Origin of the sequence: Streptomyces sp. NPDC012935 (assembly GCF_042900345.1) — a bacterium.
Lineage (GTDB): Bacteria > Actinomycetota > Actinomycetes > Streptomycetales > Streptomycetaceae > Streptomyces.
In genome coordinates this window covers 600,271-613,768 of record NZ_JBIBBC010000001.1, presented here as the reverse complement: position 1 = coordinate 613,768, position 13,498 = coordinate 600,271, and the positions used below count along the sequence as shown (strand labels likewise).

Annotated in this window: 10 protein-coding genes; 6 read left to right on the top strand and 4 right to left on the bottom strand. The window is 70.6% G+C overall.

Annotated elements, in window-relative coordinates; all coding sequences use genetic code 11:
• Positions 1-209: 209 nt before the first annotated feature.
• From ACFY5C_RS02695 to ACFY5C_RS02675, 5 genes are all read left to right on the top strand, one after another.
• Entirely contained in the window at positions 210-2,168 is a 1,959-nt protein-coding gene (locus ACFY5C_RS02695; protein WP_389439615.1) for a Xaa-Pro dipeptidyl-peptidase, read from the top strand.
• Positions 2,165-3,436 (top strand): M14 family metallocarboxypeptidase, encoded by a 1,272-nt coding sequence (locus ACFY5C_RS02690; protein ID WP_389439614.1) that lies wholly within the window; start codon positions 2,165-2,167, stop codon positions 3,434-3,436. Before ACFY5C_RS02695 ends, ACFY5C_RS02690 begins: the two co-directional genes overlap by 4 nt.
• 88 nt (positions 3,437-3,524) lie before the next feature.
• On the top strand, positions 3,525-5,228 hold the full coding sequence (locus ACFY5C_RS02685) for a BCCT family transporter (RefSeq protein WP_389439612.1): 1,704 nt from the start codon (positions 3,525-3,527) through the stop codon (positions 5,226-5,228).
• Between the two features lie 172 nt (positions 5,229-5,400).
• Positions 5,401-6,423, top strand: coding sequence for an oxidoreductase (locus ACFY5C_RS02680; protein WP_389439610.1), 1,023 nt, complete (start codon positions 5,401-5,403; stop codon positions 6,421-6,423).
• An 80-nt stretch (positions 6,424-6,503) separates the two neighbouring features.
• Positions 6,504-8,144 (top strand): ABC-F family ATP-binding cassette domain-containing protein, encoded by a 1,641-nt coding sequence (locus ACFY5C_RS02675; protein ID WP_389439608.1) that lies wholly within the window; start codon positions 6,504-6,506, stop codon positions 8,142-8,144.
• Between the two features lie 22 nt (positions 8,145-8,166).
• Here the strand turns inward: ACFY5C_RS02675 and ACFY5C_RS02670 are convergent, their stop codons facing one another.
• The 4 genes from ACFY5C_RS02670 to ACFY5C_RS02655 form a co-directional block, all read right to left on the bottom strand.
• The gene (locus tag ACFY5C_RS02670; protein WP_389439606.1) at positions 8,167-8,718 is read right to left on the bottom strand and encodes a putative glycolipid-binding domain-containing protein; all 552 of its coding nucleotides are present in this window, start codon (positions 8,716-8,718) and stop codon (positions 8,167-8,169) included.
• An 81-nt stretch (positions 8,719-8,799) separates the two neighbouring features.
• Positions 8,800-11,187, bottom strand: a complete 2,388-nt coding sequence (locus ACFY5C_RS02665) for a Tex family protein (RefSeq protein WP_389439604.1) — start codon at positions 11,185-11,187, stop codon at positions 8,800-8,802.
• 122 nt (positions 11,188-11,309) lie between these two features.
• Positions 11,310-11,441, bottom strand: coding sequence for an LPFR motif small protein (locus ACFY5C_RS02660; protein ID WP_010042827.1), 132 nt, complete (start codon positions 11,439-11,441; stop codon positions 11,310-11,312).
• A 114-nt stretch (positions 11,442-11,555) separates the two neighbouring features.
• Complete coding sequence (locus tag ACFY5C_RS02655; protein ID WP_389439602.1) at positions 11,556-12,425, bottom strand: hypothetical protein; 870 nt, start codon at positions 12,423-12,425, stop codon at positions 11,556-11,558.
• Positions 12,426-12,538: 113 nt separating this feature from the next.
• Here ACFY5C_RS02655 and ACFY5C_RS02650 point away from each other — a divergent pair, with 113 nt between their 5' ends.
• Positions 12,539-13,498, top strand: a complete 960-nt coding sequence (locus tag ACFY5C_RS02650; RefSeq protein WP_389439601.1) for a GlxA family transcriptional regulator — start codon at positions 12,539-12,541, stop codon at positions 13,496-13,498.

Here is a 13,498-nt window from a genome sequence, read left to right as displayed (position 1 = left end):
GAAAGCTCCAAGTCGTAGGGGCCCGAAGTCTGTCCGGAGCCTATTCACCACCTGTGTCACCGGGTGTGTCCATGACCACTGCTGTCACACGATCGCCATTCGGCCGACATGAGTCCACTCGCCCGGCCGACGTTTATCGGCCACACAAGGCCTCACATGCCATCAGTTGCCCCCTTCTGCACGAGAGTTGACCGATGTACCGTCCGCGCATGCCGAAACGCATGCGCTTCACGATCTGGAGACCGCTCGCGACGGTGGCCGCAGCCGCGCTGATGGCCACGTTCCTCTCACCCGCGACGGCGCACGCCGCCGTGCGGGAGAGCAAGCCCGTGTACTCGTACGAGAACGCCATCCGCGAGGCCGTATGGGTGGACACCGGACTCGACGACGACCGTGACGGAAGGAACGACCGCGTCGCCGTCGACGTCGTCCGCCCCCGGGAGGCGGCCGCGCAGGGCCGCAGAATCCCCGTCATCATGGACGCCAGCCCGTACTACTCCTGCTGCGGGCGGGGCAACGAGAGCCAGAAGAAGACGTACGACGCCGACGGCGACGTCGTCCAGATGCCGCTGTTCTACGACAACTACTTCGTGCCCCGCGGCTACGCCTTCGTCGGCGTCGACCTCGCCGGCACCAACCGCTCCGACGGCTGCGTGGACGTCGGCGGCCGCTCCGACATCCTCTCCGCCAAGGCCGTCGTCGACTGGCTGAACGGCCGCGGCAAGGCGTACACGACCCGCACCGGCACCACCAAGTCCAAGGCGACCTGGACCAACGGCCGCACCGGCATGATCGGCAAGAGCTGGGACGGCACCATCGCCAACGGAGTCGCCGCCACCGGCGTCGAGGGCCTGCGGACCATCGTCCCGATCAGCGCCATCTCCTCCTGGTACGACTACTACTTCCAGCAGGGCGCCCCGCTGTACGACTCCGGCCCCGAGTGGCTCTCCGACTACGTCAACAGCCCCGACGCCCGCGCCAAGTGCGGCGCCGTCCAGCAGAAGCTCATCGACGGAGCCCCGCGCACCGGCGACTGGACGCCGCTGTGGACCGAGCGTGACTACGTCAAGGACGCGCGCAAGGTCAGGGCGAGCGTCTTCCTGATCCATGGCATGCAGGACCTCAACGTCCGTATGAAGCACGTCGGCCAGTGGTGGGACGCCCTGGCGAAGAACGGCGTCGAGCGAAAGGTCTGGCTCTCCCAGACCGGCCACGTCGACCCGTTCGACTTCCGCCGCGCCGAGTGGGTCGAGACCCTGCACCGCTGGTTCGACCACGAACTCCTCGGCTACGACAACGGCATCGACCGTGAGCCGATGGCCGACATCGAGCGCCACCCCGACCAGTGGGCCACCTCCAAGGTCTGGCCGCCGCGCGGCACCGACGCGACCACCCTGCGCCCCGCCAAGGGCACCGAGGCCGGGGTCGGCACCCTGGGTCTGCGCAAGGGCAAGGGCACCGAGACCTTCACCGACGACCCGCAGCACAGCGAGACCGACTGGGCCGCGAACGTCGACCGGACCACCCCGGACAAGGCCGGCTTCGTCACCAAGCCGCTCACCCGCGACCTGCGCCTGTCCGGCTCCTCCGAGGTCACCGTCACCGCGACCCCGACCACCTCCACGGCCCATCTCTCCGCCGTCCTCGTGGACCTCGGCCCCGACACCATCCGCGACTACGCGTCGAGCGGCGAAGGCATCACCACCCTCACCGACCGCACCTGCTGGGGCGCGAGCACGACCGGCGACAGTTCCTGCTTCAAGGAGACGCGGGCCAAGACCGCCGACGTCGGTTACACCGTCGTCAGCCGCGGCTGGGCCGACCTGGGCAACCACGCCTCCGACCTGAAGGGCGCACCGCTCACCCCGGGCAAGGCGTACACGATCACCCTCGACCTGGCGGCCACCGACCACGTGGTGCCGGCCGGCCACCGCCTCGCCCTGATCGTCGCGGGCACGGACAAGGACCTGATCGACCCTCCGTCGACCAAGCCGACGCTGACCCTCGATCTCTCCCGTACGAAGGCCCGCGTCCCGCTGGTCGGCGGCGCCCACGCCTTCGCACGCGCCACGGCGGGCTCCGTCTCCGCTGCTCCCGAGGCCGCGCCGCTCGCCGGCTTGAGCGCACCCCGCACCACCACTCACCGCATCCCGGAGGGAGGCCAGTGACCCGCACCCGAGCAGTCACCCTGGTCGCCGCGGCCCTCGCCGCATCCATCGTCGCCATACCGGCCCACGCCGCCGACTCCGCGCCCCGCACCGGCTTCGAGGAGTCGAACGGCGCCCGCTGGACCAGCCAGCCCGAGGAGCAGGACTTCCTCGCGGCCGTCGACAAGGCGAGCAAGCGCGTCTCCGTCACCCGCATCGGTTCGACGAAGCAGGACCGCCCGCTCCAGCTCGTCAGGATCGGCACCCGCCCCACCCCGAACAAGGTGCTGCTGATCTGCAGCCAGCACGGCGACGAACCCTCGGGCCGCGAGGCATGCCTGTCCACCGTCCGCGACCTGGCCTACGCGAAGGACCGGCAGACCCGGCGCTTCCTGGAGCGCACCACCCTGCTGGTGGTGCCCACGGCCAACCCCGACGGCCGGGCCGCCGACACCCGCGGCAACAGCGACGGCGTGGACGTCAACCGCGACCACCTCGCACTCCAGACCGCCGAGGGGCGCGCCATGGCCGCGGTCATCCGCGACCAGCGCCCCGACGTGATCTACGACCTGCACGAGTACGGCGCCACACCCCCGTACTACGACAAGGACTTGTTCGACCTGTGGCCGCGCAATCTCAACACGGACGCCCGTGTCCACGACGCGGCGCAGACCCTCTCGGAGTCGTACGTGCGCCCCGCCGCGTCCGGCGTCGGTTACTCGACCGGTACGTACGGGATCTGGACCGACCCCGAGACGGGCGAGCCGATCAAGCAGGTCGCCGGTGACGGGCAGGAACGCATTCTGCGGAACATGTCCGGCGTCAAGCATTCGGTGGGGCTGCTGATCGAGAGCCGCGTCGATCCGCTGACCGAGGAGGAGAAGGCCGACGAGTCGCTCAACAACCGGCGCCGGGTGTACTCCCAGGTCGCCGCGCTGGACGGCCTGTTCGACTTCACCGACGCCCGCCGCGGACAGGTCGAGGCGGCGACCGGCCTGGCCAGGCTCGCGGGCTTCGCCGACACCGGGCCCGTCTACGTCGGCGGCGCCGACAACGACCCGGCCGAACCCGCCGAGGTGATCGCGGACCCGCCCTGCGGATACCGGCTCACCACCGATCAGTACGCGCAGTTCAAGGACGAGCTCGCGCTGCACGGAGTGAAGGCGAAATCGACGTCCACGGGTGCACTTGTGCCGATTCGTCAGTCCTTGCGTTCCCTTGTCCCGTTGCTCCTGGACGAGCGCGCCCCGTATCACCTCGCCGCAGGTGAGCCCGACACCGACTGCTGAAACGGCTGCGATCGGCGGAATCTGTGGTAGGTCCTGGGAGACGACGTGGAAACGGCGTATCCACGGTTTCCCGGGGAAGGTGCCGCTGATGACTGACGATCTTAAGAAGAGAGGTGGCCGGGAAGGCCCTTCGGAGGACTCCGGCCACCGCAGCACCGACCGAGTGGTGTTCGGCGTCACCGCCGTCATCACCCTGGCCTTCGTGATCTGGGGCTGGGCCGCCACGGACTCGCTGGAGAGCGTGTCCACGAAGATGCTCAACGGCCTGATCCACAACGGCGGCTGGGCCTTCATGCTCGCCGCCTCCTGCTTCGTGGTCTTCGCCCTGTGGCTGGCGATCAGCCGCTACGGCCGCATCCACCTGGGCGCCGAGGGTGAGGAACCCGAGTTCAAGACCGTGTCCTGGGTCGCGATGATGTTCAGCGCGGGCATGGGTATCGGACTGATGTTCTACGGCGTGAGTGAGCCGCTCTCGCACTACAACGCCCCACCGCCCGGCACCACCCCCGCCGACTCCGCCGAGCGCATGGAGACGGCGATGGCCACCACTCTCTTCCACTGGACGCTGCACCCCTGGGCGATCTACGCGGTGGTCGGCCTCGCCATCGCCTACAGCACCTTCCGCAAGCGCCGGCGCCAGACCATCAGCGCGGTGTTCACCCCGCTGATCGGCGAGAAGCACGCCAACGGCGCCGGGGGACGGGTGATCGACATCCTCGCGATCATCGCCACCGTCTTCGGTTCCGCGGCCTCCCTCGGCCTCGGCGCGCTCCAGATCGGCTCCGGCTTCCAGGAGCTGGACTGGATGGACGACGTGAGCGACGGCCTGCTCGTCGCCATCATCGCCGTACTGACCCTGGCCTTCGTCGCCTCAGCCGTCTCCGGCATCGAGCGGGGCATCCAGTGGCTGTCCAACACGAACATGGTGCTCGCCCTGATCCTCGCGGTCTTCGTGTTCATCGCGGGCCCCACGATCATCGTGCTCGACCTGCTGCCCACCTCGATCTTCGCCTACCTGGGCGACCTTCCCCAGCTCGCCGGCCGCACCGAGGCAAGCGGTGGTGAAGGGGTCGCTGACTGGCTCGGCAGCTGGACCGTCTTCTACTGGGCCTGGTGGATCTCCTGGACGCCCTTCGTGGGCATGTTCATCGCCCGCATCAGCCGCGGGCGCACCATCCGGCAGTTCGTCGGCGGCGTCATCCTCGTCCCCAGCACCGTCAGTCTGATCTGGTTCGCGATCTTCGGCGGTACCGCGATGAAGCTCAGGGAGGGCGGCGCACTCGCCGGGGAGGAGACCCCCGAGGGGCAACTCTTCGCCGTCCTGCAGGAGTTCCCGATCGCGACCGTCACCAGCCTGCTGGTGATGATCCTGGTCGGCATCTTCTTCGTCTCGGGTGCCGACGCCGCGTCCATCGTCATGGGCACGCTGTCCCAGAAGGGGGCCCTGGAACCCGGCCGGTTCGTCGTCGTGTTCTGGGGTGTGGTGACCGGAGCCGTCGCCGCCATCATGCTGCTCGTCGGAAGCGGTCAGGGCGACGCGCTCACCGGCCTGCAGAACCTCACGATCCTGGCCGCGGCGCCGTTCGTCCTCGTGATGATCGGCATGTGCGTCGCACTCGTGCGCGACCTGCGCCGGGACCCGATCATCGTGCGCACCGAGATGGGCTCGGAGGCCGTCGAACTCGCTGTGATCGAGGGCCACAGGAAGTATGACGGAGACTTCGAGATCAGGGTCGGCCCGGGCGTCGGCACTGAGACGGAGGGTGACCCGCTGGGCCACGACCACAGCTGAGCGGTACGCACGCACGCGGGAGGGGGCGAGCCGGAGAGCCGCCTCCTCCGCGTGCCTGGCCGACCGGGCGGCCGCCGCGTTCCTTCGGTCAGCCGTTCGCAGTCGTCCAGGGACGTATGCGGAATATGTCATGCCGCGCTCATATCGGTCCCGCTCTGGGGATACTCACAGCATGTCTGCCGAGTACGCGACCTTCGGCCTGGCACCGGCGATGCGTGCCGGTGGCGTCCTCGCCAACGGTGACTACCAGGTGCACCGGGATTTCGTGGACTTCATCGTCGACGGACGCCCGCTGCTGTTCCAGCTCTCCGACCTCGACGCCGTCTCCCCGCTCGCTTCCGACGTCCCGCCCGCCATCTTCACCGCACAGGTCCGCAGCCTGCTGCTGGAGGCGGAGGCCCCGCTTCCGGGTGGCCGCTATGTCATCTACGGCTGCCCCGAGTGCGAGGACCTCGCCTGCGGAGCGGTCACCGCACTCATCGACAAGGAGGGCGACGACTACATCTGGCGGGACTTCGCCTGGCAGACCGACGAACACGCCGACCTGGAACTCAACGGCTACCACGGCATCGGACCCTTCCGCTTCCACGCCGCCGAGTACCGCTCGGCGCTGGGCTCCCTGCTCGACGGCGACTCCGAGGCGCCGCGCCGCCGGGTCCTGCTCATCGGCGCCCGCGTGGCCCTCCTGGCCAAGCTCGCCGCCGCCCTGCGCACCATCGGCATCGGCGTCGAGATCACCCACGACGTGAGCGGCGTCGCCGTCGACGAACTGCGCACCTACGGCGCCGTCGCCTTCGGCCGTGGCATCGGCGAGGAACAGCGCGCCGCCGCACGCCGCGCCTTCACGGAGGCCGGAGCCGACGTGGCCTACGTCGACGGCCTCGCACCGATCGTGCCCTTGCTGGTCGCGCAGATCGAACACGCCCTGGACCGCAGCCCGGTCGAACAGCGGCGTCTGACCCGCCTGGTGGCCGCCGACGGCGAGGCGGGCGTCGAGGTCACCTCGCCCTGCCGCGTCCAGCTCACCGCGTACCGCGTCGACCGCCTCTACCGCACCCACACCCACGAGGTCTTCGACGGCGTCCTGGAACCGGGTCGCCACCGCATCGCACTGGACGCGAAGGCAGTGAAGGGGGAGTCGTTCGTGGTGGCGCGAACCTCGGGGGGTGTGCTGGTGGAGGCGATGGCGCGGTGAGGGCGTACGGGCCCTCGGAGGCGCCGGCCCGCTGAGACGAAGGTGCTCGCGGCCCTGCGCGGCGACTAGGATCGCGGTCTGTGAGTGCCACCCTCGTCGCCAAGAACCTCGCCGCCGGTCACGGCGACCGTTCCCTGTTCAGCGGGCTCGACCTCGTCGTGGCGCCCGGAGACGTGATCGGCCTGGTCGGAGCCAACGGCGCGGGCAAGTCCACGCTGCTGCGCCTGCTCGCCGGGCTGACCGCACCGGAGGACGGCGAGCTGCGGCTGTCCCCGCCGACCGCGACCGTCGGTCACCTCCCGCAGGAGCCGGAGCGGCGGCCGGGCGAGACCGTACGGGAGTTCCTGGCCCGGCGCACCGGAGTCGCCGAGGCCCAGCGCGCGATGGACGAGGCGACCCAGGCCCTCGTCGACGGGGCGCCGGGCGCCGACGACGCGTATGCGACGAGCCTGGAGCGCTGGCTCGGCCTCGGCGGCGCCGACCTCGACGAACGGGCGGAGGAGACCGCCGACTCGCTGGGCCTGGCCGTGGACCTGGACCAGCCCATGACCTCGCTGTCCGGCGGCCAGGCGGCGCGAGCCGGCCTCGCCTCCCTGCTCCTGTCCCGCTACGACCTCTTCCTGCTCGACGAGCCGACGAACGACCTGGACCTCGACGGCCTGGAGCGCCTGGAGCGCTTCGTGGGCGGCCTGCGGGCCGGCACCGTGGTCGTCAGCCATGACCGTGAGTTCCTCACCCGCACGGTCACCAAGGTCCTCGAACTCGACCTCGCCCAGCAGCAGATCAACCTCTACGGCGGCGGCTATGAGGCCTACCTGGAGGAGCGCGACGTGGCCCGCCGCCACGCCCGCGACGACTACGAGGAGTACGCCGACAAGAGGGCCGCCCTCCAGGACCGGGCACAGACCCAGCGCGCCTGGATGGACAAGGGCGTGAAGAACGCGCGGCGCAAGGCGAGCAACGACAACGACAAGATCGGCCGCAAGTTCCGCAGCGAGGCCAGCGAGAAGCAGGCCGCGAAGGCCCGCCAGACCCAGCGCATGATCGAACGCCTGGAGGTCGTCGACGAGCCCCGCAAGGAGTGGGACCTGCGCATGGAGATCGCCTCGGCACCGCGCTCGGGTGCGGTGGTCGCGACCCTGCGGGACGCCGAGGTACGACGCGGCGACTTCAGCCTCGGCCCGGTGTCCCTGCAGATCGACTGGGCGGACCGGGTCGCCGTCACGGGCGCCAACGGCGCGGGCAAGTCGACGCTGCTGGGCGCCCTGCTGGGCCGCATCCCCCTCACCGCCGGACAGTCGGCGCTCGGCTCCGGCGTCCTCATCGGCGAGGTCGACCAGGCCCGCAAGCTGTTCCACGGCGAGGAGTCCCTGCTGGACGCCTTCTGCGCCGCGGTCCCGGACACCGAACCGGCGGAAGTGCGCACCCTTCTCGCCAAGTTCGGACTGAAGTCGGACCACGTCCTGCGCTCGGCGGCCACCCTCTCCCCGGGCGAACGCACCCGGGCCGCGCTGGCGCTGCTCCAGGGCCGGGGCGTCAACCTCCTGGTCCTCGACGAGCCCACCAACCACCTCGACCTGCCGGCCATCGAGCAACTGGAATCGGCTCTGGACGCCTACGAGGGCACGCTGCTCCTGGTCACCCACGACCGCCGCATGCTCGACGCGGTCCATGTCACGCGCCGTCTGGAGGTCGCCGACGGCAAGGTGACCGAACGCTAGCGACGGGTTCTGCCCCGCCGGCTCAAGCGAGCCGGGTGGCCAGCTCCGGGTAGTCGACGACGAACCCGTCGCCGTCGAACTCGATGTCGCTGCGGAAGTCGCCGGAGGCGAAGCGGATCCGGTTGCGCCCCAGATGCGTGTAGATCTGCCGGGACGGGAGGACAGCCAGGTCCGGCACCGACACCCACGCCATCAGGAACTCCCGTTCCCCGGGCGCCAGCCGGAGCCCGTGCCGCAGCACCGGCATCGTGTTGGTGAGCGGGCACAGGCCCAGGTCGCAGTCGAGGGCGCCGTCGACGTCGGGCAGATGTTCACCGTCGGCCGTCCACCGGCCCGCTCCGTCGTGCCGCAGGTCGAGCGTGCGGGTGCCGTCCGCGGACTCGGCGGTGACGCGCAGGCGACGCGTCACGAAGCCGTCCGCCGTGTCGAGTTCGTACGAGATCCAGTACGGCTCCGGCGTCGTCCCGACCGCTCGGCCGCGGGCTCGCAGGGCATCGTCGCCGAGCTCGGCCCACGCGGTCTCGATGCCCTTGCTCCCCGACACCGCCCAGGTGATGACACGCGACTTCGGCATGCCGTCACCCTAAGGGCGAACGGGCCCGGACCCTCCGTGGCACATCCGTGTCGCTCGGAGAGTCCGGGTCCGGCCGTCGTCTCAGCGCTTGCCCTTCGGGTCGACCAGACCCGCGCGGCGCAGGGCGTCGGCCATGGCGCTGTTCGCCGGAGGCTGCGCCTGGCGCGAGCCGCCACCACCACCACCACCGCCGCCTCCGCCACCGCCGCGGCCCTGACGCTGCTGGGGCGGCCGCCCGCCCCGCTGCCGGCGCTCGCCGCCGCCCCCGCCCTGCTGACGCTCGGGAGCCGCCTCGTCGTCGAGGCGCAGGGTCAGGGAGATCCGCTTGCGCGGAATGTCGACGTCGAGGACCTTCACCTTGACGATGTCACCGGGCTTGACCACGTCCCGCGGGTCCTTGACGAAGGTCTTCGACATCGCGGAGACATGCACCAGCCCGTCCTGGTGGACACCGACGTCCACGAACGCCCCGAAGGCCGCCACGTTCGTCACGACGCCCTCCAGCACCATCCCGGACGCCAGGTCGGAGATCTTCTCGACGCCCTCCTTGAAGGTGGCCGTCTTGAAGGCGGGACGCGGGTCGCGCCCGGGCTTCTCAAGCTCCTTGAGGATGTCCGTGACGGTCGGCAGACCGAACGTCTCGTCCACGTAGTCGTTCGCCTTCAGCGACCGCAGCACGCTCGTGTTGCCGACGAGCGCGGCGACCTCCTGGCCCGACGTCTTCACCATCCGCCGGACCACCGGGTACGCCTCGGGGTGCACGCTGGACGCGTCCAAGGGGTCGTCGCCGCCGCGGATGCGCAGGAAGCCCGCGCACTGCTCGTACGCCTTCGGGCCGAGCCGTGCCACGTTCTTCAGCTGCGAGCGGGACTTGAACGGGCCGTTCGCGTCGCGGTGGGACACGATGTTCTCGGCGAGCCCGGAGGTGATGCCGGAGACGCGCGCGAGCAGCGGTGCGGAGGCGGTGTTGACGTCGACGCCGACGCCGTTCACACAGTCCTCGACCACCGCGTCCAGCGAGCGCGACAGCTTCACCTCGGACAGGTCGTGCTGGTACTGGCCGACGCCGATCGACTTCGGGTCGATCTTCACCAGCTCTGCGAGCGGGTCCTGGAGCCGCCGCGCGATGGAGACCGCGCCGCGCAGCGACACGTCCATGTCGGGCAGTTCCTGCGAGGCGAACGCGGATGCCGAGTACACCGAGGCGCCGGCCTCGGACACCATCACCTTGGTGAGCTGCAACTCCGGGTGCTTGGTGATCAGTTCACCGGCGAGCTTGTCCGTTTCGCGCGACGCGGTGCCATTGCCGATCGCGACCAGTTCGACCGCGTGCTCCTTCGCCAGGCGGGCGAGCTTGGCGATCGCCTCGTCCCACTTGTTCGCCGGGACGTGCGGATAGATCACGTCCGTGGCCACCACCTTGCCGGTGGCGTCGACGACGGCGACCTTCACACCCGTACGGAAGCCGGGGTCCAGGCCCAGCGTCGCGCGCGTGCCGGCCGGCGCGGCGAGCAGCAGGTCGCGGAGGTTGGCCGCGAACACGCCCACGGCCTCGTCCTCGGCGGCGGTGCGCAGGCGCAGGCGCAGATCGATGCCGAGGTGGACGAGGATACGGGTCCGCCAAGCCCAGCGGACCGTGTCCGTCAGCCACTTGTCGGCCGCGCGGCCACGGTCGGCGATCGCGAACTTGTGGGCGACGATGCCCTCGTACGACGAGGGCCCCTCGGTGGGCTCCTCCGGCTCCAGGACGAGGTCGAGGACCTCCTCCTTCTCGCCGCGCAGCATCGCCAGGATGCGGTGCGAGGGCAGCTCGGTGAACGGCTCGGCGAAGTCGAAGTAGTCCGCGAACTTCGCGCCCGCCTCCTCCTTGCCCTCCCGCACCTTGGCGGCCAGCCGGCCGCGCCCCCACATGCGCTCGCGCAGCTCGCCGATCAGGTCGGCGTCCTCCGAGAACCGCTCCGTGAGGATCGCCCGCGCGCCGTCCAGGGCGGCCTGCGGATCTGCCACGCCCTTGTCGGCGTCCACGAACGCCACGGCGGCCGCGAGGGGGTCGACCGTCGGGTCGCCGAGCAGACCCTCGGCGAGGGGCTCGAGGCCGGCCTCGCGGGCGATCTGTGCCTTGGTCCTGCGCTTCGGCTTGTACGGCAGGTAGATGTCCTCGAGCCGCGCCTTCGTCTCGGCGGCGCGGATCCGGGCCTCCAACTCCTCGGTCAGCTTGCCCTGCTCACGCACCGACTCGAGGATCGCGGTGCGCCGCTCCTCCAGCTCCCGCAGATAACGCAGCCGCTCCTCGATCGTGCGCAGCTGCGCATCGTCGAGCATCTCGGTCGCTTCCTTGCGGTAGCGGGCGATGAAGGGCACCGTCGAACCGCCGTCGAGCAGCTCCACGGCAGCCTTCACCTGCCGCTCTCGTACGCCGAGCTCCGCGGCGATCCTGTCTTCGATGGACCCTACGAGGGGTGTCGTCACGATCCCGTACCGCCTTCTCACTGAGGTTGCGCGGCAATTGTGGCAGGTGGCACCGACAACCGGGGATCAGGGCGGCGACCCGGCCGGTCGTGGCGGGTCGCGGGCCGGGCGGCGGGACGAGATCAGACCCTGCGGCTGCGCGTACTGCTGGAGGCTCCGCCGAACAGCCGGGCGAGCGCGCGGAACGGCAGCGTGACGACAGTGGCGATGGCGCCACCGATCTGGCGCAGTACGTCTGCGATTGCACGGAACACGTGATCACCCTTCCTTGTGGTTGGAGACCCCGAGTACCGCAGCTCGGCCCTGCTATGCAGCGTGATCCGAATTCCTGGTGCAGCCGGTTGTCCCAGCCCGGCCGGGGCAGACGATCAGGCCTTGCCGAGGAGGTCCTGGGGAAACGCCCCAGCCGCCACCGCAGCGCGAGCGAACCCCGTGGCGAGTTCCGTGAGGCGTGCGACCCGCTCCGCGCCGAGGTGCTCGTACGGTGCCCGGTCGAGGCGGTCCGTCTCGGACTCGATGCGTTCGCGCAGGGCGACGCCCGCCGGGGTGAGGTCACCCGAGTCGTCCAGGAGGCCCCGCTCGCGCAGGCGTTCGGACGCCGCGTCCCAGTCCTCCCGGGACCAGCCACGCGTGCTGCACACCCACTTCGGTGTCATTCCCTTGCCGGTCGCGGTGTGGGTCACGACCGCCTCGAGGCCGTCGAGCCCCTCGGACATCAGTACCGCGAGGTGCCCGTCGCCCCGGTGCTCGCGCAGCAGCGTGGTGGCGTGGAAGTAGGCCAGGTGGGTCTCCTCGGGGACCGGCAGGTCCGCGTGCGCCGAGTACAGGGGCCGGGCGCTGCGGGAACAGGCCTCGGTGGCCTGGAGCGCCAGGTGCGCGGCCTCCGCCATCTCCGGGGACGTCACCGCCTCCTCGCCCAGGAGCCGCCGTAGCGCCGTGTCGACCGCACGCGCGCGTGCCGCCAGTACGTCCTGCGGGGACGCGATCGCCCAGACCGCCGGGACGTGCTCGGCCACCAGGTCGTACTTGTAGTTGTAGAACGTCGCCGTCACCGCGCCCGCGCCCACCGGGCCCAGTGCGGCGGCCCTGACCGCGAAGTTGACGGCCCTGGGATGCGTGATCCCGAGGGCGCCCAGCTCCTTCCCCGTTTCGGGAGCGAAGTAGGACGTGGAGTGCAGGGAGTTGAGCATGTTGTGGCAGCGGCGGGCGGCACGCGGTTCCAGGGCGGAAGTAGTCATGGTCGGCACGTTACCAACCGCTTGGTACGTGGCTCGGGCGGATACGGATCGTGGCAGGAAAGGTGGGGTCCTCGTCATTGCGGTCATGCGGCGGTTCTCGAAGAATCGATGACATGGCGCAGCGAACCGTCCTCTTCGTCCTCTTCGACGGCGTACAGAGTCTCGACGTGACCGGCCCGCTGGAGGTCTTCGCGGGGGCCGAGAAGCATCGCGCGGGCACCTACCGCATCCGCACCGCATCCCTGGACGGCGCCCCCGTCCGCACGTCCAGCAACCTGACCGTCGCGCCGGACGAGTCCCTCACCGACGTCAGCGAGCCGCACACGCTCGTCGTCCCGGGCGGGGAAGGCACGCGGGGTCCGCAGCCCGGGCTGACCGACTGGCTGCACGAGCACGGACCCCGCGCCGAGCGCCTGGTGTCCGTCTGCACCGGCGCGATCCTGCTCGCCGCGGCAGGCCTGCTGGACGGCCGCCGCGCCACGACCCACTGGGCGTACTGCGACAAGCTCGCCCGAGACCACCCGGCCGTGGAGGTCGACCCTGACCCCATCTACGTACGGGACGGGCGCGTCGCCACCTCCGCCGGTGTCACCTCCGGCATCGACCTTGCTCTCGCCCTGGTCGAGGAGGACCTGGGCCGGGACGTGGCCCTCGGTATCGCCCGCCACCTGGTGGTCTTCCTGCGCCGGCCCGGAAACCAGGCTCAGTTCAGCGCCCAGCTCGCCGCCCAGACCGCCCAGCGCGAACCCCTCCGGGAGGTCCAGCGCTGGATCACCGAGCACCCCGACGCCGACCTGACCGTCGAGACGCTCGCCGCCCGCGCCAGCCTCTCCGCGCGGCACTTCGCGCGCGCCTTCCAGACCGAGACCGGCCTGACCCCGGGCCGCTATGTGGACCGGGTCCGGCTCGAACATGCCCGGCGCCTCCTGGAGGACTCGAGCGACGGCATCGAGGAGATCTCCCGGGCCAGTGGCTACGGCACTCCCGAAGCCATGCGGCGTGCCTTCGTCAAGACGCTCGGGGCGGCACCGATCGAGTACCGCCGCCGGTTCCGCCCGGTTCCGGCAGGCTGA

What these genes read in the sequence shown, in the direction of transcription:
- ACFY5C_RS02695 (WP_389439615.1), top strand. Translation starts at nt 210, where the DNA reads ATGCCGAAACGCATGCGCTTCACGATCTGGAGACCGCTCGCGACGGTG.
- ACFY5C_RS02685 (WP_389439612.1), top strand. Translation starts at nt 3,525, where the DNA reads ATGACTGACGATCTTAAGAAGAGAGGTGGCCGGGAAGGCCCTTCGGAG.
- ACFY5C_RS02680 (WP_389439610.1), top strand. Translation starts at nt 5,401, where the DNA reads ATGTCTGCCGAGTACGCGACCTTCGGCCTGGCACCGGCGATGCGTGCC.
- ACFY5C_RS02670 (WP_389439606.1), bottom strand. Translation starts at nt 8,718, where the DNA reads ATGCCGAAGTCGCGTGTCATCACCTGGGCGGTGTCGGGGAGCAAGGGC.
- ACFY5C_RS02655 (WP_389439602.1), bottom strand. Translation starts at nt 12,425, where the DNA reads ATGACTACTTCCGCCCTGGAACCGCGTGCCGCCCGCCGCTGCCACAAC.
- ACFY5C_RS02650 (WP_389439601.1), top strand. Translation starts at nt 12,539, where the DNA reads ATGGCGCAGCGAACCGTCCTCTTCGTCCTCTTCGACGGCGTACAGAGT.